A 20,004-nucleotide genomic window follows, 5' to 3' on the forward strand; every position below is an offset into this window, starting at 1 on the left:
CGCCATGTCCGGACCATGGCGTGGCGGGTCGTGACGTGGCGAGTCGTGACGTGGCGGGCCCCGGCGGGCGCAGCGCCGGGCCCCGCCCGCACCGCCGCACGGCGGCTCGGCGCCACCGGGCCCGCGCCGACTCCCGACGCCGGCTCCCGGCGCCGGGCGGACTCACCCCAGATCGGGCGGATCGATCCGGACCCGCACGGCCTCGCCCTCCCGCTTGACCATCCGGGCGGCGCGGGCGGCCTTCAGGGCCGCGGCGAGCGCCGTGCCCTGGCCCGGGCGGACCCGTACCAGCGCGCGCTCCCACTGCTCGCCGGGCGGCGGATCGCCCGGCCGGCGCGGGCGCCCGGGGTCCGGCACCGGCAGGGGAACGGGCCCCAACACCTCCGCTCCGGAAGGGAGTTCAGCGGCCCGCAGCAGATCGGTGACGTCCTCCGGGCGTCCGGTCACCGAAGCCATCCGCGACACCGGCGGAAAGCCCAGTTCGGCCCGCTCGGCCAGCTCACGGACCGCGTGGCCGACCGGATCCCAGCGCACCAGTGCCTGCACCGGCCGCAGCGTGGGCTCCGCGATCACCGCGACGGTGCCCCCCTCCGCCTGGCCTCGGACCAGCCCGGCGGCGCCCAGCCAGCGGCGCAGCGCCTCCTCACCGGCCCGCAGGTCCGGCCGCCCGAGCAGCGCCCAGCCGTCCAGCAGCAGCGCGGCCGCATAGCCCGCACCCTCGGCCACCGGCTCCGCGCCGGGCGTGCTCACCACGAGCGCGGGGGCGTCCGGCACCGTCGCCAGCACATGGTCCCGGCCCGAGGTGCGCACCGGTACCGCCGGGAAGACCCGGCCCAGCTCCTCCGCCGTCCGCCGCGCCCCCACGACCTGGGCCCGCAGCCGTGCGCCACCGCACTCGCCGCAGTGCCAGTCGGGCTCCTGCCGTCCGCACCACGCACAGACCAGGTCGTGCGCGCGCGGCGACTCCAGCGGGCCGGCGCAGGACCGGCAGCGCGCGGGGGTGCGGCACCGTTCGCACGCCAGCCGGGGCGCATAGCCGCGGCGCGGCACCTGGACCAGCACCGGGCCGCGCCGCAGGCCCTCCCGCACCAGCTGCCAGGCCATCGTCGGCAGCCGGGCGGCGCGCGCGGCGGCATCGCGCGCCTCGTCGCCGTCGCCGACCGTACGCACCAGGGGCGCCGCGGCCCGCACCTGCTCGCGCTCGGCGGTCAGCGGGCGCGCCCAGCCGGTCTCGACCAGCTGTGCCGCCTCGACGGTGCAGCTCAGGCCGCCCAGCAGAAAACCGGCGCGCTCGCTGACCGACCGCTGGATGAGGACCTCACGGGCATGCGGCTGGGGCGCGTGCGGATCGCTGTGGCTGGCGTCCCCGTCGTCCCAGAGGGCGACCAGGCCCGGATCGGCGACCGGCGCGAACATCGCCGCGCGCGTCCCGACCACGGCCCGCACCGCGCCACGGCTCACCGCCAGCCAGCGGCGGTAGCGCTCCTCGGGCCCGGCGTCGGCGGTCAGCAGCACATGCCGGCTGGCCCCGATCAGCTCACCGAGCGCCGCGTCCACCCGCGCCGCGGCCCGCCCGTCCGGGACCACCACCAGCGCGCCGCGCCCGCCGGCCAGCGCCGCGGCGGCCGCCCGCGCCAGCTCCTGCGGCCAACTCGCCCCGGGCAGCGCGGTCCACACGGCCCGCGGGGCGTCCCCGCGCGCCAGCGCCGTCAAGAACCCGGGCCCCGCGCCGTAACGCTCCCAACTTCCCGGCTCCGGCGGCGCGTTGGGCGGCAGCGGGTCGGGGGACGGCTTGGCCTCGGCCCGCGCCCTGCGGGGCGGGACGGCCAGCTGCACCACATCGGCGAGCGAGCCGGCATAGCGGTCCGCGACCGCCCGGCACAGCCCCAGCAGCTCGGGGCTCAGCACCCGCTCGGACGAAAGCACCTGGGCGACCGGCGCCAGCACCCCGCGGTAGTCGCTCTCCGCGACGCGCTCCACGATGAACCCGCTGACCAGCTTGCCGCCCTCGCGCCGGCCGCCCTTCTCCCCCGCCCCGAACCGCACCCGCACCCGCACCCCGGGCTGCGCCTCGTCGTCCATCGCGGCGGGCACCGCGTAGTCGAAATAGCGGTCGAGGTGCACCAGGCCCTTGTCGACCAGCACCCGCGCCACCGGCAGCCGCGCCGCGAGCTCCGCGCCCCGCCAGGTGCGCGGCTTCGCCCGCTCGGCCTTGTTCTCCCGCACGGCCTCACGGATGAGGGCCAACTGCTCGCCCGCATCCGACGCCCCCGCCTCCGGTCGCCCGTTCTCCCTGCTCACAGCATCAGTCTTAGCAGACGGCACGGACAGCGAGCGGTGGCCTGTGGACAACCGGCGGCCCCGGACCGCCAAGCGGTCCGGGGCCGTGGTCACCTCGTCCGAGGCAGGGGTTCTTACAGGCCTGCGGCCTTCTTCAGCGCCTCGACCCGGTCGGTGCGCTCCCAGGTGAAGTCGTCCAGCTCACGGCCGAAGTGGCCGTAGGCGGCGGTCTGGGCGTAGACCGGGCGGAGCAGATCGAGGTCACGGATGATGGCGGCCGGGCGGAGGTCGAAGACCTCGCCGATGGCCTGCTCGATCTTGTCGGTGTCGACGGTGGCGGTGCCGAAGGTCTCGACGAAGAGACCGACCGGCTCGGCCTTGCCGATCGCGTAGGCGACCTGGACCTCACAGCGGGCCGCGAGGCCGGCGGCGACGACGTTCTTGGCCACCCAGCGCATCGCGTACGCGGCCGAGCGGTCGACCTTGGACGGGTCCTTGCCGGAGAAGGCACCGCCGCCGTGGCGGGCCATGCCGCCGTAGGTGTCGATGATGATCTTGCGGCCGGTCAGGCCGGCGTCGCCCATCGGGCCGCCGATCTCGAAGCGTCCGGTCGGGTTGACCAGCAGCCGGTAGCCCTCGGTGTCCAGCTTGATGCCGTCCTCGACGAGCTGGTTGAGGACGTGCTCGACGACGAACTCGCGGATGTCCGGCGCCAGCAGCGAGTCGAGGTCGATGTCGCTGGCGTGCTGCGAGGAGACCACGACGGTGTCGAGACGGACGGCCTTGTGACCGTCGTACTCGATGGTCACCTGGGTCTTGCCGTCGGGGCGGAGGTAGGGAATCGTGCCGTTCTTGCGGACCTCGGACAGGCGCTTGGAGAGCCGGTGCGCGAGGTTGATCGGGAGCGGCATCAGCTCCGGGGTCTCGTCGCAGGCGTAACCGAACATCAGGCCCTGGTCGCCCGCGCCCTGCCGGTCCAGCTCGTCGTCGTCGCCCTCGACGCGGTTCTCGTACGCGGTGTCGACACCCTGGGCGATGTCCGGGGACTGCGCGCCGATGGACACCGAGACGCCACAGGAAGCGCCGTCGAAGCCCTTCTTGGAGGAGTCGTAACCGATGTCCAGGATCTTGTTGCGGACGAGGTTGGGGATGTCGGCGTACGCCTTCGTGGTCACCTCGCCGGCCACGTGCACCAGGCCGGTGGTGATCAACGTCTCCACGGCGACCCGGGAGGTCGGGTCTTCCTTGAGGAGAGCGTCGAGGATGGTGTCGCTGATCTGGTCAGCGATCTTGTCGGGGTGGCCCTCGGTGACGGACTCCGAGGTGAAGAGGCGGCGGGACACATCGCTCCCTGGGGTTGCAGCGGCTGCTGGCTGATCATTGGCGGAAGGGCCGAGAGCTGCGCTCGGCCCGATCCACTCGCCAGTTTATCGGTCGTATGCGGCGTTCGGACACACAGTCTCGATTTATGGACCCCTCGTGACCTGGGACACCGCGACTCACGGTAGGACGATCACCTTGAGAATGGGGCGGGTCAAGGGGACACGCCCGATTTTGTACGGCCGAAGGAGTGGTTCCGGGGAGCTTGTACGCGTCTCAGCGTTCGGTATCGGCCAGTCGCGGAGCCACCAGATCCCAGACCGTATCGGCCAGATCTTCCTTGGGTCCGTAGGGCACCGGCGTCTCACTGCCGTCGGCCGCCAGGATCACCGCTTCGTTCTCCGCCGACCCGAAGGCCTTGTGCTCCCCGACCTCATTGACGACCAGCAGGTCGCAGCCCTTGCGGGCGAGCTTGGCCCGGCCGTTGGCGAGCACGTCGTCGGTCTCGGCGGCGAAGCCGACCACGACCTGCCCCGGGCGGGCCCGCTCGGCGGAGACCTCGGCGAGAATGTCCGGATTCCTCACCAGGGCAACCGGTGCGGGCTCCCGGCCCTCGACCTTCTTGATCTTCCCGGTGGTGTAGGCGGCGGGCCGGAAATCCGCCACGGCGGCCGCCATGACCACCGCGTCCGCCTCCGCGGCCGCCTTCACCACGGCCTCGTGCAGCTGCCGGGCCGTGCCGATGCGGATCACGTCGACGCCGGCCGGATCGGGCAGCTCGGTGTTGCCGGCGACGAGGGTGACCCGGGCACCGCGGGCCACCGCGGTACGGGCCAGCGCGTAGCCCTGCTTGCCGGAGGAACGGTTGCCCAGATAGCGGACCGGGTCCAGCGGCTCACGGGTACCGCCCGCGCTGATCACCACATGGCGCCCGGCGAGGTCCTGCTCCGCCGCCCGCGGGCCGCGGGCCAGCACCCGGCGGCAGACGGCGAAGATCTCGGCCGGGTCGGGCAGGCGGCCCTTGCCGGTGTCGACGCCGGTCAGCCGGCCGACCGCGGGCTCGATGACGAGCGCGCCACGGCGACGCAGGGTGGCGACGTTCTCCTGGGTGGCGGGGTGCTCCCACATCTCGGTGTGCATCGCCGGGGCGAAGACCACCGGACAGCGCGCGGTGAGCAGCGTGTTCGTCAGCAGGTCGTCGGCGAGGCCGTGGGCGGCCTTGGCCAGCATGTCGGCGGTGGCCGGGGCGACCACCACAAGATCCGCGGACTGCCCGATGCGGACGTGCGGGACCTCGTGGACGGACTCCCAGACCTCGGTGCCGGCCGGGTTCCCGGACAGCGCCGACCAGGTGGCCTCGCCGACGAAGTGCAGCGCCGAGGCGGTCGGCACGACCCGTACGTCGTGCCCGGACTCGGTCAGCCGGCGCAGCAGCTCGCACGCCTTGTACGCGGCGATCCCGCCGCTGACCCCCAGGACGACCCTGGGCCGCTCCCGCTCCCGCTCCCGCTTGTCCATCGCTCCGCCGCTCCCCGGACTCGGTCCCTGTGTCGGTATGCCCCTATGACACACCAAGGGCCCGGCGGTCGCTCCGCCGGGCCTCGATGAACTGCTGTGCTGCCTTACTGCGCGGGGCCCTCGATGGCCTCGGAGGTCAGCAGGCCCGCGTTGATCTCGCGCAGCGCGATCGACAGGGGCTTCTCGTGGACGTGCGTGTCGACGAGGGGGCCGACGTACTCCAGCAGGCCCTCACCGAGCTGCGAGTAGTACGCGTTGATCTGGCGCGCGCGCTTGGCGGCGTAGATCACGAGGCTGTACTTCGAATCGGTGGCCTCGAGAAGCTCATCAATGGGCGGGTTGATGATGCCCTCGGGTGCGGTGATGGAAGAGGACACTCTCTGCCTTCCGAAAGGGGATAACACCTGGGTCATGCGCCTGGTCGTACGAAATTGGCGCAAAGTCGTGGTCGGTCCGGGGCCGGTGAAGCTCGGCGGGGTCAGCCGCTGGTGTTCCGCTCCCCGGATCGATGCAACATCAAGGCTAGCAGCTCGCGGCTGACGTCCTCGACGGAGGTGTTGACAAGCGTCACATCGAACTCCTTCTCCGCAGCCAGTTCGACCCTGGCGGCGGCGAGCCGTCGTTCGATGACCTCCGGCGCCTCGGTGCCCCGGCCGGTGAGCCGGCGGACCAGCTCGTCCCAGCTCGGCGGGGCGAGGAAGACCAGATGGGCCTCCGCCATGGACTCGCGCACCTGGCGGGCGCCCTGCAGATCGATCTCCAGCAGGACCGGCTCGCCGGCCTCCAGCCGGTCCAGCACCGCCTTGCGGGGGGTGCCGTAGCGGTTGCCGGCGAACTCGGCCCATTCGAGCAGCTCACCATTGGCGATCAGCTTGTCGAATTCCACGTCGTCGACGAAGAAATACTGCACGCCGTGCCGCTCCCCGGGGCGCGGCTTGCGGGTCGTGGCCGAAACGGAGAGCCAGACCTCGGGGTGGACCTTGCGCATATGCGCGACGACCGTGCTCTTGCCGACCCCGGAGGGGCCGGAGAGCACGGTCAGCCGCGGTTGTCTGGCCGGGGGCTCGGGGGTCGTCCCCCGGGAGACTGCAGAACTCATGCAGCGATTATTCCAGCTTCCCGGTGGTGCCGGAAAATTCAGGAAGCGGTGCTGCCGAACTCGCGCTCCAGTGACGCGATCTGGTTGGAGCCAAGACCCCGGACTCGGCGGCTCTCGGAGATCCCGAGTCGCTCCATGATCTGCTTGGCACGGACCTTGCCGACGCCCGGCAGGGACTCCAAGAGGGCGGAGACCTTCATCTTGCCGATGACGTCGTTCTCCTGGCCCTGCTTGATGACCTCATGGAGGGAAGCACCGGAGTGCTTGAGCCGATTCTTGACCTCGGCGCGCTCCCGGCGAGCCGCGGCGGCCTTCTCGAGCGCGGCTGCGCGCTGTTCAGGGGTAAGGGGCGGAAGAGCCACGCCTACGTCACCTCGGATGTAGAACTCGGATACGGACCGGTGTGGAACCTAGTCGCCCCGCACCTGCGGAGCAACGAGCAACGCGCTTACGTGCAGTGCTCTCGTCGGAGACTAGCGGGCGAGCGCTCCGGAGTCAGCGAGAACAGACGAAAAGTCCTGGTCAGACTCTGCTGACCAGGACAATTCGGGACCAAAGTCCCCGTCGGACGGCGTTCAGGCGAGCGCGGTGCGCACTTCGCCGGTGAATCGGTCGACCGCCGCGCGCAGTGCCGAGGTGTCCGGACCGTGCCGCAGCACCCCCCGGCTGACGCTCGGCAGGACGTTGTGGACGGCCTCGCCGAAGACGGCCGGGAGGTCGGCGGGGGTGGCCCCCTGGGCGCCGATGCCGGGGGCGAGCAGCGGGCCGTTGATCGACAGGTCGAACGAGGAGAGATCACCGAGCGTGGCGCCGACGACCGCGCCGAAGGAGCCCAGCGGCTCGGCGCCGGCGTTCTCGGCGGCGAGATGGCCGAGCACGGTGGCCGCGACAGTGCTGCCGTCGGCACGCACCGCGCGCTGGACCTCCTGGCCCTCCGGGTTGGAGGTCAGGGCGAGGGTGAACAGCCCGCAGCCGTTCTCCCGGGCCAGGTCGACGGCCGGGCGCAGCGAGCCGTAGCCCAGGAAGGGGCTGACCGTGACGGCGTCCGAGAAGAGCGGGGAGGCCGGGTCGAGGTAGGTCGCGGCGTAGGCGGCCATGGTCGAGCCGATGTCGCCGCGCTTGGCGTCCATCACGACCAGGGCGCCGCGCTCGCGGGCCTCGACGACGGCGGTCTCCAGGACGGCCAGGCCGCGCGAGCCGAAGCGCTCGAAGAACGCGGATTGTGGCTTGAACACGGCCACCGAGTCGCCCAGGGCCTCGACGACGGTACGGGTGAATCGCGCCAGCCCGGCGACATCGTCGTTCAGGCCCCAGTCGGCCAGCAGCGAGGCGTGTGGGTCGATGCCGACGCACAGCGGTCCGCGCGCGTCCATGGCGCGGCGCAGGCGGGCCCCGAACGGGTGCGCGGACGGGCCCTGCGGCCCGGAGGGCTTCGGTGCGTCGGTCATGCGGTCACCTTCTTGTGCTCGGCGCCGACGGCCTCGGCGAGGGTGGCGTAGGGGCTGTTGCGCAGGCGGGCGGCGAGTCCCTTGTGGATCGCGCGGCACCAGAAGGGGCCCTGGTAGATGAAGGCGCTGTAGCCCTGGAGCAGGGTGGCGCCGGCGAGGATGCGCTGCCAGGCGTCCTCGGCGTTCTCGATGCCGCCGACGCCGACGAGGGTGATCGTGTCGCCGACCCGGGCGTAGAGGCGGCGCAGCACCTCCAGGGAGCGTTCCTTGACCGGCGCGCCGGACAGTCCGCCGGTCTCGGCGATCAGCTCCGGGTCGGAGGTCAGCCCCAGGCCCTCGCGGGCGATGGTGGTGTTGGTGGCGATGATCCCGTCCAGCCCGAGTTCGACGGCGAGGTCAGCGACCGCGTCCACGTCCGCGTCGGCGAGGTCCGGCGCGATCTTGACCAGCAGCGGGACCCGGCGGTCGGTGACGGTGCGGTCCGCGGCCGCGCGGACCGCGGTCAGCAGCGGGCGCAGGTGGTCGACGGCCTGAAGGTTGCGCAGCCCCGGCGTGTTCGGGGAGGAGACGTTGACGACCAGGTAGTCGGCGTGGCGGGCGAGCCGCTCGGTGGAGGTGACGTAGTCGGCGGTCGCCTCGTCCTCCGGCACGACCTTCGTCTTGCCGATGTTGACGCCGACGGTGGCCGGAAAGACCGGGTTGCGGGCCGCCAGACGGGCCGCCACGGACGCCGAGCCGTCGTTGTTGAACCCCATCCGGTTGATCAGCGCACGGTCCGGTACGAGGCGGAACAGGCGCTTCTTGGGGTTGCCCGGCTGCGGCTGGGCGGTGACCGTGCCGATCTCGACGTGGTCGAAGCCGAGCATGGTCATGCCGTCGATGGCGACGGCGTTCTTGTCGAAGCCGGCGGCCAGCCCGAACGGGCCGTGCATCCGGCGGCCCAGGGCCTCGGTGCGCAGCTCGGTGTGGCGGGGGGCGAGGGCGGCCGCGAGGAAGGTGCGCAGCACGGGGACGCGCACGGCCAGCTGGATCCAGCGGAAGGCCAGGTGGTGGGCCTCCTCGGGGTCCATGCGCTTGAAGATCAGGTGGAAGAACAGGCGGTACATCGTCGGGCGGGACCTTCCGCGGTGAGGAGTCGGGGCTCGTGGAGCGGGTGCGGGGCGCACGAAGAGGGGGACACCGCCTCGGTGTCCCCCTCCCTGCCGCTACTCCGCGCGGGCCGCGGTGAGATGTTCGGCGTGTTCCTGGAGGGAACGCACCCCCACGTCCCCGCGGGACATGGCCTCGATGCCCTGGACGGCCGCGGCGAGCGCCTGGACCGTGGTCAGGCACGGGACGCCGCGGGCGACGGAGGCGGTACGGATGTCGTAGCCGTCGAGGCGGCCGCCGGTGCCGTAGGGGGTGTTGACGATCAGGTCGACCTGGCCGTCGTGGATCAGCTGGACGATCGTCTTCTCGCCGTTCGGGCCCTCGCCCTCGGACTGCTTGCGGACCACGGTGGCGTTGATGCCGTTGCGGCGCAGCACCTCGGCGGTGCCGGAGGTGGCGAGCAGCTCGAAGCCGTGCGCGACCAGTTCCCGGGCCGGGAAGATCATCGAGCGCTTGTCCCGGTTGGCGACCGAGACGAACGCCCGGCCCTTGGTCGGCAGGGCGCCGTACGCGCCGGTCTGCGACTTGGCGTAGGCGGTGCCGAAGACCGAGTCGATGCCCATGACCTCGCCGGTGGAACGCATCTCCGGGCCGAGAATGGTGTCCACTCCGCGGCCGTGGATGTCACGGAACCGCGACCAGGGCATCACGGCTTCCTTGACGGAGATCGGCGCGTCCAGCGGCAGGGTGCCGCCGTCCCCGGTGGCGGGCAGCATGCCCTCGGCACGCAGCTCGGCGACGGTCGCACCCAGCGAGATCCGGGCGGCGGCCTTGGCCAGCGGCACCGCGGTCGCCTTCGAGGTGAAGGGGACGGTGCGGGAGGCGCGGGGGTTGGCCTCCAGCACGTAGAGGATGTCGCCGGCCATGGCGAACTGGATGTTGATCAGGCCGCGGACGCCGACGCCCTTGGCGATGGCCTCCGTCGAGGCGCGCAGCCGCTTGATGTCGTAGCCGCCGAGGGTGATGGGGGGCAGGGCGCAGGCGGAGTCGCCGGAGTGGATGCCGGCTTCCTCGATGTGTTCCATGACGCCGCCGAGGTAGAGCTCGTGGCCGTCGTAGAGCGCGTCGACGTCGATCTCGATCGCGTCGTCGAGGAACCGGTCGATCAGGACCGGGTGCTGGTCGATCAGGCCGGCGTGGCGGGTGAGGTACTCCCCGAGCGACGGCTCGTCGTAGACGATTTCCATGCCGCGGCCGCCGAGCACGTAGGACGGGCGGACCATGACCGGGTAGCCGATCTCGGTGGCGATCCGCTTGGCCTCGTCGAAGGAGAACGCGGTGCCGTACTTGGGAGCGGGCAGCCCGGCCTCGGTCAGCACCCGGCCAAAGGCGCCGCGCTCCTCCGCGAGGTCGATCGCCTCGGGCGAGGTCCCGACGATGGGGACGCCGTTGTCCTTGAGGGCTTGGGCGAGGCCGAGGGGGGTCTGTCCGCCGAGTTGGACGATGACGCCGGCGACGGGGCCTGCCTGGGTCTCGGCGTGGACGATCTCCAGGACGTCTTCGAGGGTGAGGGGCTCGAAGTAGAGGCGGTCGGAGGTGTCGTAGTCGGTGGAGACGGTCTCGGGGTTGCAGTTGATCATCACGGTCTCGTAGCCGGCGTCGCTCAGGGCGAAGGAGGCGTGGACGCAGGAGTAGTCGAACTCGATGCCCTGGCCGATGCGGTTGGGGCCGGAGCCGAGGATGATCACGGCGGGCTTCTCGCGCGGCGCGACCTCGCTCTCCTCGTCGTAGGAGGAGTAGAAGTACGGGGTCTTCGCGGCGAATTCGGCGGCGCAGGTGTCGACCGTCTTGTAGACCGGACGGACCCCGAGGGCGTGGCGGACCTCGCGGACGACGTCTTCGCGCAGCCCGCGGATCGCCGCGATCTGCGCGTCGGAGAAGCCGTGCCGCTTGGCGTCCGCAAGGATCTGCGGGTGCAGCTTCTCGGCGGCCGCGATCTCGTCCGCGACCTCCTTGATCAGGAAAAGCTGGTCGACGAACCACGGATCGATCTTCGTCGCCTCGAAGACCTCCTGCGGCGTCGCCCCCGCACGGATCGCCTGCATGACCGTGTTGATCCGGCCATCGGTGGGAACCTTCGCCACCTCCAGCAACTCCGCCTTCGCACCCGGCACGGAGACGAAGTCGAACTGACTGTCCTTCTTCTCCAGCGAGCGCAGGGCCTTGTTGAGGGCCTCGGTGAAGTTCCGGCCGATCGCCATCGCCTCACCGACCGACTTCATCGTCGTGGTGAGGGTGGCATCGGCCGCCGGGAACTTCTCGAACGCGAACCGCGGGACCTTGACGACGACGTAGTCAAGCGTCGGCTCGAAGGACGCCGGGGTCTTCTCGGTGATGTCGTTGGGGATCTCATCGAGGGTGTAGCCGACGGCGAGGCGGGCAGCGATCTTCGCGATGGGGAAGCCGGTGGCCTTCGAGGCCAGTGCGGAGGAGCGGGAGACCCGCGGGTTCATCTCGATGACGATGACCCGCCCGTCCTCGGGATTGACCGCGAACTGGATGTTGCAGCCACCCGTGTCGACCCCCACCTCCCGGATCACCGCGATGCCGACGTCCCGCAGGATCTGGTACTCACGGTCGGTCAGCGTCATCGCGGGGGCGACGGTGATCGAGTCGCCGGTGTGCACACCCATCGGGTCGAAGTTCTCGATGGAGCACACGACCACGACGTTGTCACTCTTGTCGCGCATCAGCTCCAGCTCATACTCCTTCCACCCCAGAATCGACTCCTCCAGGAGCACCTCGGTGGTCGGGGAGAGCGTCAGGCCCTGACCGGCGATACGGCGCAGCTCCTCCTCGTTGTGCGCGAAGCCGGAACCCGCACCGCCCATGGTGAACGAGGGCCGCACCACCACGGGGTAGCCGCCGAGCTCCTCGACACCCGCCAGGACATCGTCCATGGAGTGGCAGATGTAGGAGCGCGCGGACTCACCGTGACCGATCTTCTTGCGGACCTCCTCCACGACCTCCTTGAACAGGTCGCGGTCCTCACCCTTGTTGATCGCCTCCACGTTCGCGCCGATCAGCTCGACGCCGTACCTGTCGAGGGTGCCGGAGGCGTGCAGCGAGATCGCCGTGTTCAGCGCGGTCTGGCCGCCCAGGGTGGGCAGCAGCGCGTCGGGGCGTTCCTTGGCGATGATCTTCTCGACGAAGTCCGGGGTGATCGGCTCGACGTAGGTGGCGTCGGCGATCTCCGGGTCGGTCATGATCGTCGCCGGGTTGGAGTTGACCAGAATGACCCGCAGGCCCTCGGCCTTCAGCACCCGGCAGGCCTGGGTGCCGGAGTAGTCGAACTCGGCGGCCTGGCCGATGACGATCGGACCGGAGCCGATGACCAGGACGGACTGGATATCGGAGCGCTTAGGCACGCTGGCCCTCCATCAGGGATACGAAGCGGTCGAAGAGGTACGCGGCGTCATGCGGACCCGCGGCGGCTTCGGGGTGGTACTGGACACTGAACGCCGGCTGGTCGAGGAGGTGCAGGCCCTCCACCACGTCATCGTTGAGGCAGACATGGGAGACCTCGGCGCGGCCGAAGGGCGTCTCGGAGACCTTGTCGAGCGGGGCGTCGACGGCGAACCCGTGATTGTGGGCGGTGACCTCCACCTTGCCCGTCGTACGGTCCTGCACCGGCTGATTGATCCCCCGATGCCCGTACTTCAACTTGAACGTCCCGAAACCCAGCGCACGGCCCAGGATCTGATTGCCGAAACAGATACCGAACAACGGCGTCTTGCGCTCCAGCACCCCGCGCATGAGCGAGACCGCGTGGTCGGCGGTGGCCGGGTCCCCCGGCCCGTTGGAGAAGAACACCCCGTCCGGAGCCACCGCGTAGACGTCCTCGACGCTCGCCGTGGCGGGCAGGACGTGCACCTCGATGCCGCGCTCCGCCATCCGGTGCGGCGTCATCCCCTTGATCCCCAGATCGATCGCCGCGACCGTGAACTTCTTCGTACCGATCGCCGGGACCACATAGGGCTCCTTCGTGGCGACCTGGGCGGACAGGTCGGCGCCGGCCATCTCGGGAGCCTGGCGCACCTTGGCCAGCATCGTGCCCTCGTCGGGCAGCGCGTCACCGGAGAAGATACCCACCCGCATCGCACCACGCTCACGCAGATGACGGGTCAGCGCACGGGTGTCGACACCGCTGATGCCCACCACGCCCTGCGCGATCAACTCCTCGTCCAGCGAACGCACCGCGCGCCAGTTGGACGGGATACGGGCGGGGTCGCGCACGACGTAACCGGAAACCCAGATCCGCCGCGACTCCGGATCCTCATCGTTCACCCCCGTGTTGCCGATGTGCGGAGCCGTCATCACCACCACCTGACGGTGATACGACGGATCCGTCAGCGTCTCCTGATAGCCGGACATGCCCGTGTTGAACACGGCTTCGCCGAAGGTCTCCCCCACGGCCCCGTAGGCGCGGCCCCGGAAGCTGCGGCCGTCCTCCAGGACGAGTACGGCGGGGAGCCCCCCTGTGCCGTGGGTGGAACCCCTGGTGGAGGTCGTCATCGTGCGCCTTCCGTTTCGGTGTGCTCGGTGGTGCGGGTGGTGTGCGGGGTGGTGCTCAGCGCGGTGAGGGCTTCGACCCAGGCGCTGTGCTCGACGGCCCGGTCGGAGCGGAAGCCCGAGTCGAGCTGCTTGCCGCCGTGCTCCCAGGTGACGATCAGCAGACCGCCCTCGGTGAGGACCTTGCCGGCGATGCCCTTGTCCAGGCGGGCGCCGCGGAGGGCGGCCACCGGTACGAAGAAGTCCGTGGCGCCGGGGCGTACGACCGTCAGGCCCTGGTCGGTGAGCGTCAGCTCGACGCGGCTGCGGGTCCCCAGGCCGTGCGCGACGATGCGGTCGAGCCACTGCCCGGCGGTGGTGGAGCCGTGGTAGCGCCCGCTGAGCGTCAGCCGCGGCTCTCCGGGCTCCTCGGGGCGGGCCGGCAGCTCGGGCAGATCGCCCTGGAGCGTGCCGCGCCACTTCCAGCCCTGGCGCATCAGCCAGTAGACGAAGGCCACGAAGACCAGCAGCCCGACGACCCAGCCGAGCCGTGCCGCCCAGTCGGTGACCGGTGCGGACTGTTGTGCCGCGGCCAGGTGGAACAGTGAAGGAGTCACGCCAGCTTCCCGTCGACGAGCGTTGCCCGGCCCCGCAGGAAGGTGTGGGTGACGCGTCCCGGCAGCTCACGACCCTCGTAGGGGGTGTTGCGGCTGCGGGAGGCGAAACCCGCGGGGTCCACCTCTCCACGGTAAGCGGAATCGACCAGGGTGAGGTTGGCGGGTTCACCGGCCGAGACGGGGCGGCCGTGGCCGGCGGCCCCGCCGATCTGCGCGGGCTTGACCGACATCCGGTCCGCGACACCCGCCCAGTCCAGCAGTCCGGTCTCGACCATCGTCCGCTGGACGACCGACAGCGCGGTCTCCAGGCCCACCATGCCCATGGCGGCCGCGGCCCACTCGCAGTCCTTGTCCTCGTGCGGGTGCGGGGCGTGGTCGGTGGCGACGATGTCGATGGTGCCGTCGGCGAGGGCCTCGCGCAGCGCCATGACGTCGCGCTCGGTGCGCAGCGGCGGGTTGACCTTGAAGACGGGGTTGTAGGTACGCACCATCTCGTCGGTGAGGAGCAGGTGGTGCGGGGTGACCTCGGCCGTCACGTCGATGCCGCGGGACTTGGCCCAGCGGACGATCTCGACGGAGCCGGCGGTCGACAGGTGGCAGATGTGCACCCGGGAGCCCACGTGCTCGGCGAGCAGCACGTCCCGGGCGATGATCGACTCCTCGGCGACGGCCGGCCAGCCGCCGAGCCCCAGCTCCGCGGAGACGGCGCCCTCGTTCATCTGGGCGCCCTCGGTGAGCCGCGGCTCCTGGGCGTGCTGGGCGACGACGCCGCCGAACGCCTTCACGTACTCCAGCGCGCGCCGCATGATCACGGCGTCGTGGACGCACTTGCCGTCGTCGGAGAAGACGGTGACCCCGGCGGCGGACTCGTGCATGGCGCCCAGCTCGGCGAGCTTCTTGCCGTCCAGGCCGACCGTCACGGCGCCGATGGGCTGCACGTCGCAGTAGCCGTGCTCCCTGCCGAGGCGGTAGACCTGCTCGACGACGCCGGCGGTGTCGGCCACGGGGAAGGTGTTGGCCATGGCGAACACGGCGGTGTAGCCGCCGCTCGCCGCGGCGCGGGTGCCGGTCAGGACGGTCTCGGAGTCCTCCCGCCCGGGCTCCCGCAGGTGGGTGTGCAGATCGACCAGGCCGGGCAGCAGCACCTTCCCGGCGGCCTCGATGACCTCGGCGCCGTCGGCCGGCAGGTCCGTGCCGACGGCCGCGATCAGCTCGCCGTCGATCAGGACGTCCTGCGGCTCCCCGCCGAGCACCTGCGCACCGCGGATCAGAATCTTGCTCATGGTCTTACTTCTCCTCGGTACGGGGGTGGGTCACGGCCGGCTCGTTGCCGCCCAGCAGCAGGTACAGGACGGCCATGCGGACGGAGACGCCGTTGGCCACCTGCTCGACGGCCGTGCAGCGCCCGGAGTCGGCGACCTCGGCGGTGATCTCCATGCCGCGGACCATCGGGCCGGGGTGCATCACCAGGGCGTGGCCGGGCATCCGGGCCATCCGCTGGCCGTCCAGACCGTAGCGGCGCGAGTATTCGCGCTCGGTGGGGAAGAAGGCGGCGTTCATGCGCTCGCGCTGCACCCGCAACATCATCACGGCGTCGGACTTCGGCAGCACGCTGTCGAGGTCGTAGGAGACCTCGCAGGGCCAGTGCTCGACGCCGACCGGCACCAGCGTGGGCGGCGCGACCAGGGTGACCTCGGCGCCGAGGGTGTGCAACAGGTCGACGTTGGAGCGGGCGACGCGGCTGTGCAGCACGTCGCCGACCAGGGTGATGCGCTTGCCGCCGAGGTCCTGGCCGAGCCCGGCGTCCGGACCCAGGAGCCGGCGCCGCATGGTGAAGGCGTCCAGCAGGGCCTGGGTGGGGTGCTGGTGGGTGCCGTCGCCGGCGTTGATGACCGGGGCGTCGATCCAGCCGGAGGTGGCGAGCCGGTAGGGCGCGCCGGAGGCGCCGTGCCGGATGACGACGGCGTCGACGCCCATCGCCTCCAGGGTCTGGGCGGTGTCCTTGAGCGACTCGCCCTTGGAGACGCTGGATCCCTTGGCGGCGAAGTTGATCACATCGGCGGAGAGCCGCTTCTCGGCGGCCTCGAACGAGATCCGGGTCCGGGTCGAGTCCTCGAAGAAGAGGTTGCAGACCGTGCGTCCGCGCAGGGTGGGAAGTTTCTTGATCGGCCGGTCGGCGACCCGCGCCATCTCCTCGGCGGTGTCGAGGATCAGGACGGCGTCGTCGCGCGTGAGGTCGGCGGCCGAGATGAGGTGACGCTTCATCCGGTGTGCTCCGTGGGTGAAGGAGGTGTACGGGAATCCGTCGAGCGGGCATGCCTGCGGGCCCGGTGCCACCGGGTCCGCGCGCGGTGCGCTAGCGCTCGCCGGCCGGTGCGGCGTGCTTGACGCCGAGCAGCACGGCGTCCCGGCCGTCCTCCTCGGTGAGCTGGACCTTGACCGTCTCCCGCAGCGACGTGGGGAGGTTCTTGCCGACGTAGTCGGCGCGGATCGGCAGCTCGCGGTGGCCGCGGTCGACGAGGACCGCCAGCTGCACGGCGCGCGGGCGCCCGATGTCGCCGAGGGCGTCCAGCGCGGCGCGGATCGTGCGCCCGGAGAAGAGGACGTCGTCGACGAGCAGGACGACCCGGCCCTCGATGCCGTCGGCGGGGATGTCCGTGCGGGCGAGCGTGCGGGCGGGGCCCAGACGCAGGTCGTCGCGGTACATCGTGATGTCGAGCGAGCCGACCGGAACGGCGCGGCCGGTGATCTCCTCCAGCTTGGCGGCCAGCCGCCGGGCGAGGAAGACGCCGCGGGTGGGGATGCCCAGGAGCACCACGTCGTCCGCGCCCTTGGCGCGCTCGACGATTTCGTGGGCGATACGCGTGAGCATCCGCGCGATGTCCGGGCCTTCGAGCACCGGTCGCGCGGGGAGCTGAACCCCCGCGTCGGAACTGTGTGCGTCCATACGAAACGGACCCCCTTCTCCGCCTCACGGGACGGACCTTAAAGGACGTCGGAATTACGCAGTCAGGTTAGCAGGACCCCTTGCGGCGCCCGTCGGCACCCCTGACGGGTGAGGGTCTGACCCGTTCCGCTTGACGAAGTCAGATTACGCTGCGTAACCTCACAGTGAGTTACCAGCCCGCGGCTGAGCCGCATTTCGACACAGCGTCCGGGGAGCCATATGTCCAGCGAATACGCCAAACAGCTCGGGGCCAAACTCCGCGCCATCCGCACCCAGCAGGGCCTCTCCCTCCACGGCGTCGAGGAGAAGTCCCAGGGCCGCTGGAAGGCCGTGGTCGTGGGTTCGTACGAGCGCGGCGACCGTGCCGTGACCGTGCAGCGCCTCGCCGAACTGGCGGACTTCTACGGCGTTCCGGTGCAGGAGCTGCTGCCGGGTACGACACCGGGCGGCGCGGCCGAGCCGCCGCCGAAGCTGGTGCTCGACCTGGAGCGCCTGGCCCACGTCCCGCAGGAGAAGGCCGGCCCGCTGCAGCGCTACGCGGCCACCATCCAGAGCCAGCGCGGTGACTACAACGGCAAGGTGCTCTCGATCCGCCAGGACGACCTGCGCACCCTCGCGGTCATCTACGACCAGTCGCCCTCGGTCCTGACCGAGCAGCTGATCAGCTGGGGCGTGCTCGACGCCGACGCCCGCCGCGCGGTGCAGCACGACGAGCTCTGATCCCCCCTCCCACCTGCAGAAACGTGCCGCCGCTCCGGAGTTCCGGGGCGGCGGTTCCGCGTTTCGGCGGGCACGCACGGCGGGAGCGGCCACCCGCGACGCCCCCGCGGAGCGTCCCGGACGGCGTTCTGCGGGCATGCGACGGGCCCGGAGCAGATCCCCTCGCTCCGGGCCCGTTCACACGCTCTGCCGACCGCCTACCGCTCCTCGCGGCGCAGGCTCGGCTTCAGCTCCTTGAGCCGGCCGAGGAGGCCGTTCACGAAGGCCGGGGAGTCGTCCGTGGAGAACTCCTTGGCGAGCTGCACGGCCTCGTCGATCGCCACCGCGTCCGGCGTCTCGTCCACCCAGAGCAGCTCGTAGGCGCCCAGACGCAGGATGCTGCGGTCGGCCGCGGGCATCCGGTCGAGGTCCCAGTCGACCGCGTAGGTGGAGATCAGCTCGTCGATGCGGGTGACATGGTCCGCGTACCCCTCGACCAACTGCAGGGTGTATTCGTTCACCGGCGGCTGCCGGGGGTCGGTCCGGGCGTGCCGCATCCAGTCCGCGAGCACGGACTGCACATCGGCACCGCGCTGGTCGGCCTCGAAGAGTATCTGGAAGGCGCGCTTACGGGCCTTGGTGCGGGCAGCCACGGTTAGCCGTTCACCCGGCCGAGGTAGTCGCCCGAGCGGGTGTCGACCTTGATCTTCTCGCCGGTCGTGATGAAGAGCGGCACCTGGATCTCGTGGCCGGTCTCCAGCGTCGCGGGCTTGGAACCGCCGGTGGAGCGGTCACCCTGGACGCCGGGCTCGGTGTGCTGGATGACGAGCTCGACGGCGGCCGGCAGCTCGACGTAGAGCACCTCGCCCTCGTGCTGCGCCACGACGGCCTCGAAGCCCTCGATGAGGTAGTTCGCGGCGTCGCCGACGGCCTTGCGGTCGACCATCAGCTGGTCGTAGGTGTCCATGTCCATGAAGACGAAGTACTCGCCGTCCATGTACGAGAACTGCATCCCACGCTTGTCGACAGTGGCCGTCTCGACCTTCACACCGGCGTTGAAGGTCTTGTCCACCACCTTGCCGGAGAGCACGTTCTTCAGCTTGGTGCGGACGAAGGCCGGGCCCTTACCGGGCTTGACGTGCTGGAACTCGACGACGGACCAGAGCTGGCCCCCTTCGAGCTTGAGCACCAGGCCGTTCTTGAGGTCGTTCGTGGAAGCCACGGTTGCGGAATCTCCTGGACTGCAGGTTGTGGGTACCTCGAAACCGTGCGCCGTGGGCCCTGGGGCTCACAGCGCGAGCAGCTCCTTGGTCGTGATCGTGAGTAGCTCGGGCCCGCCGTCCGCCTCGGGGCGGACGACGAGTGTGTCGTCGATCCGGACACCCCCTCGGCCCGGGAGGTGAACCCCCGGTTCGACGGTGACCGGCACGCAAGCGTCCAGTTTACCCATGGCGGCAGGGGACAACTGAGGGTCCTCGTCGATTTCGAGTCCCACACCGTGCCCGGTCCACGGTCCGAGGCCCTCGCCGTACCCCGCCGCATCCAGGACGTAGCGGGTCACCCGGTCCACCTCGCGGCACTCCACACCCGGCGCCAGCGCCTCGCGTCCGGCCCGCTGGGCTGCGAAAACGAGATCGTACAGCTCGATCTGCCAGTCCGCGGGCGTGGTGCCGATGACGAAGGTGCGGCCGATCTCGCAGCGGTAGCCGCGGTAGTTGGCGCCCAGGCAGACACTGAGGAAGTCGCCTTCCTCGACCCGTCGGTCGGTGGGCAGATGTCCGGGGCGGCCGGCGTTCTGTCCGGTGGCGACGGAGGTGGGGAAGGCCGGTCCGTCCGCGCCGTGGTCGACCAGCCGGCGCTCCAGCTCCAGCGCGAGATGCCGCTCGGTGCGGCCCACGAGGATCGATTCGAGCAGCTCGCCCAGGGCCTGGTCGGCGATCTCGGCGGCGATCCGCAGGCAGGAGATCTCCTCGTCGTCCTTCACCAGGCGCTGCGCCTCGACCGCACAGGCCAGGTCGGTCAGCCGCAGCCGGGGCGCGACCTGGGAGAGCGCCCGGTGGCGGGTGACGGTCAGATGGTGCTCCTCGACGGCCAGGGTGTCCGCGCCGGCCTTCGCGGCCAGATCGGCACCGGCCACCACCGGGTCGCCGCCCCGGGTCGGCAGGACCGAGACCCGTACGTCCTCGGCCGGCCGTCCCTCGGCGGGGTCCCCGCTCAGCGGCCTGCCGCAGAGCAGCACATCGACGGCCGGACCCAGCAGCAGCGCGGCGCCGGACGGGGCGCAGCCGGTGAGATAGCGGACGTTCGCGGGGCGCGAGATCAGTGCGGCGGCACTTCCGGTTGCAGCGCAGCGGTCGCGCAGCTGCATGCGTCGGACCGCGTACAACTCGGACATATCACGAGCGTACGGCGGCTTCCCCGGGGCGGCCGGTCGAG

Annotated in this window: 18 protein-coding genes; 1 reads left to right on the forward strand and 17 read right to left on the reverse strand. The window is 71.1% G+C overall.

Features of this window, described 5'->3' with window-relative positions:
* Positions 1-162 precede the first annotated feature (162 nt).
* The 14 genes from ACQP17_RS06070 to pyrR all read right to left on the reverse strand — a co-directional run bounded on the left by ACQP17_RS06070 (position 163) and on the right by pyrR (position 16,869).
* The gene (locus ACQP17_RS06070) at positions 163-2,301 is read right to left on the reverse strand and encodes a primosomal protein N' (protein WP_433855324.1); all 2,139 of its coding nucleotides are present in this window, start codon (positions 2,299-2,301) and stop codon (positions 163-165) included.
* A gap of 113 nt (positions 2,302-2,414) precedes the next feature.
* On the reverse strand, positions 2,415-3,623 hold the full coding sequence (gene metK / locus ACQP17_RS06075; protein ID WP_364876303.1) for a methionine adenosyltransferase: 1,209 nt from the start codon (positions 3,621-3,623) through the stop codon (positions 2,415-2,417).
* A gap of 253 nt (positions 3,624-3,876) precedes the next feature.
* Positions 3,877-5,118, reverse strand: a complete 1,242-nt coding sequence (gene coaBC, locus ACQP17_RS06080; RefSeq protein WP_433855325.1) for a bifunctional phosphopantothenoylcysteine decarboxylase/phosphopantothenate--cysteine ligase CoaBC — start codon at positions 5,116-5,118, stop codon at positions 3,877-3,879.
* Between the two features lie 104 nt (positions 5,119-5,222).
* A complete protein-coding gene (gene rpoZ / locus ACQP17_RS06085) occupies positions 5,223-5,495 on the reverse strand; it encodes a DNA-directed RNA polymerase subunit omega (protein ID WP_005319902.1) in 273 nt (90 codons plus the stop codon).
* Positions 5,496-5,596: 101 nt separating this feature from the next.
* On the reverse strand, positions 5,597-6,217 hold the full coding sequence (gene gmk / locus ACQP17_RS06090) for a guanylate kinase (RefSeq protein ID WP_433855326.1): 621 nt from the start codon (positions 6,215-6,217) through the stop codon (positions 5,597-5,599).
* A 38-nt stretch (positions 6,218-6,255) separates the two neighbouring features.
* Positions 6,256-6,579, reverse strand: coding sequence for an integration host factor (locus ACQP17_RS06095; protein ID WP_006607450.1), 324 nt, complete (start codon positions 6,577-6,579; stop codon positions 6,256-6,258).
* Positions 6,580-6,792: 213 nt separating this feature from the next.
* On the reverse strand, positions 6,793-7,665 hold the full coding sequence (pyrF, locus tag ACQP17_RS06100) for an orotidine-5'-phosphate decarboxylase (protein ID WP_433855327.1): 873 nt from the start codon (positions 7,663-7,665) through the stop codon (positions 6,793-6,795).
* The gene (locus tag ACQP17_RS06105) at positions 7,662-8,771 is read right to left on the reverse strand and encodes a quinone-dependent dihydroorotate dehydrogenase (RefSeq protein ID WP_433855328.1); all 1,110 of its coding nucleotides are present in this window, start codon (positions 8,769-8,771) and stop codon (positions 7,662-7,664) included. The genes pyrF and ACQP17_RS06105 overlap by 4 nt, the downstream gene beginning before the upstream one ends.
* A gap of 99 nt (positions 8,772-8,870) precedes the next feature.
* A complete protein-coding gene (carB, locus tag ACQP17_RS06110) occupies positions 8,871-12,182 on the reverse strand; it encodes a carbamoyl-phosphate synthase large subunit (protein ID WP_433855329.1) in 3,312 nt (1,103 codons plus the stop codon).
* Complete coding sequence (gene carA, locus ACQP17_RS06115) at positions 12,175-13,329, reverse strand: glutamine-hydrolyzing carbamoyl-phosphate synthase small subunit (protein ID WP_433855330.1); 1,155 nt, start codon at positions 13,327-13,329, stop codon at positions 12,175-12,177. The genes carB and carA overlap by 8 nt, the downstream gene beginning before the upstream one ends.
* Positions 13,326-13,922 carry a hypothetical protein gene (locus tag ACQP17_RS06120; protein WP_433855331.1) on the reverse strand — a complete coding sequence of 199 codons (597 nt, stop codon included), beginning with the start codon at positions 13,920-13,922 and terminating at the stop codon, positions 13,326-13,328. Before ACQP17_RS06120 ends, carA begins: the two co-directional genes overlap by 4 nt.
* On the reverse strand, positions 13,919-15,205 hold the full coding sequence (locus ACQP17_RS06125; RefSeq protein WP_433855332.1) for a dihydroorotase: 1,287 nt from the start codon (positions 15,203-15,205) through the stop codon (positions 13,919-13,921). The genes ACQP17_RS06120 and ACQP17_RS06125 overlap by 4 nt, the downstream gene beginning before the upstream one ends.
* A 4-nt stretch (positions 15,206-15,209) precedes the next feature.
* The gene (locus ACQP17_RS06130; RefSeq protein WP_189102858.1) at positions 15,210-16,187 is read right to left on the reverse strand and encodes an aspartate carbamoyltransferase catalytic subunit; all 978 of its coding nucleotides are present in this window, start codon (positions 16,185-16,187) and stop codon (positions 15,210-15,212) included.
* Between the two features lie 91 nt (positions 16,188-16,278).
* Positions 16,279-16,869, reverse strand: coding sequence for a bifunctional pyr operon transcriptional regulator/uracil phosphoribosyltransferase PyrR (pyrR, locus tag ACQP17_RS06135; protein ID WP_189102860.1), 591 nt, complete (start codon positions 16,867-16,869; stop codon positions 16,279-16,281).
* 219 nt (positions 16,870-17,088) lie between these two features.
* Here pyrR and bldD point away from each other — a divergent pair, with 219 nt between their 5' ends.
* Positions 17,089-17,589: a transcriptional regulator BldD gene (gene bldD, locus ACQP17_RS06140; RefSeq protein WP_093482219.1), complete on the forward strand. Its 501-nt coding sequence runs from the start codon at positions 17,089-17,091 to the stop codon at positions 17,587-17,589.
* A gap of 197 nt (positions 17,590-17,786) precedes the next feature.
* Here the strand turns inward: bldD and nusB are convergent, their stop codons facing one another.
* From nusB to ACQP17_RS06155, 3 genes are all read right to left on the reverse strand, one after another.
* Positions 17,787-18,221, reverse strand: coding sequence for a transcription antitermination factor NusB (gene nusB / locus ACQP17_RS06145; RefSeq protein WP_433855333.1), 435 nt, complete (start codon positions 18,219-18,221; stop codon positions 17,787-17,789).
* Between the two features lie 2 nt (positions 18,222-18,223).
* Entirely contained in the window at positions 18,224-18,790 is a 567-nt protein-coding gene (gene efp, locus ACQP17_RS06150) for an elongation factor P (protein WP_433855334.1), read from the reverse strand.
* Positions 18,791-18,856: 66 nt separating this feature from the next.
* Entirely contained in the window at positions 18,857-19,963 is a 1,107-nt protein-coding gene (locus ACQP17_RS06155; protein WP_189102866.1) for an aminopeptidase P family protein, read from the reverse strand.
* Positions 19,964-20,004 lie beyond the last annotated feature (41 nt).

The organism is Streptomyces kronopolitis (assembly GCF_050953795.1).
Classification (GTDB): Bacteria; Actinomycetota; Actinomycetes; order Streptomycetales; family Streptomycetaceae; genus Streptomyces; species Streptomyces kronopolitis_A.

Excerpts from the sequence above, each read along its gene's own strand:
- carA (WP_433855330.1), bottom strand. The coding sequence starts at position 13,329 with ATGACGACCTCCACCAGGGGTTCCACCCACGGCACAGGGGGGCTCCCC.
- coaBC (WP_433855325.1), bottom strand. The coding sequence starts at position 5,118 with ATGGACAAGCGGGAGCGGGAGCGGGAGCGGCCCAGGGTCGTCCTGGGG.
- bldD (WP_093482219.1), top strand. The coding sequence starts at position 17,089 with ATGTCCAGCGAATACGCCAAACAGCTCGGGGCCAAACTCCGCGCCATC.
- ACQP17_RS06155 (WP_189102866.1), bottom strand. The coding sequence starts at position 19,963 with ATGTCCGAGTTGTACGCGGTCCGACGCATGCAGCTGCGCGACCGCTGC.
- pyrF (WP_433855327.1), bottom strand. The coding sequence starts at position 7,665 with ATGACCGACGCACCGAAGCCCTCCGGGCCGCAGGGCCCGTCCGCGCAC.
- ACQP17_RS06130 (WP_189102858.1), bottom strand. The coding sequence starts at position 16,187 with ATGAAGCGTCACCTCATCTCGGCCGCCGACCTCACGCGCGACGACGCC.
- pyrR (WP_189102860.1), bottom strand. The coding sequence starts at position 16,869 with ATGGACGCACACAGTTCCGACGCGGGGGTTCAGCTCCCCGCGCGACCG.
- gmk (WP_433855326.1), bottom strand. The coding sequence starts at position 6,217 with ATGAGTTCTGCAGTCTCCCGGGGGACGACCCCCGAGCCCCCGGCCAGA.
- ACQP17_RS06125 (WP_433855332.1), bottom strand. The coding sequence starts at position 15,205 with ATGAGCAAGATTCTGATCCGCGGTGCGCAGGTGCTCGGCGGGGAGCCG.
- ACQP17_RS06105 (WP_433855328.1), bottom strand. The coding sequence starts at position 8,771 with ATGTACCGCCTGTTCTTCCACCTGATCTTCAAGCGCATGGACCCCGAG.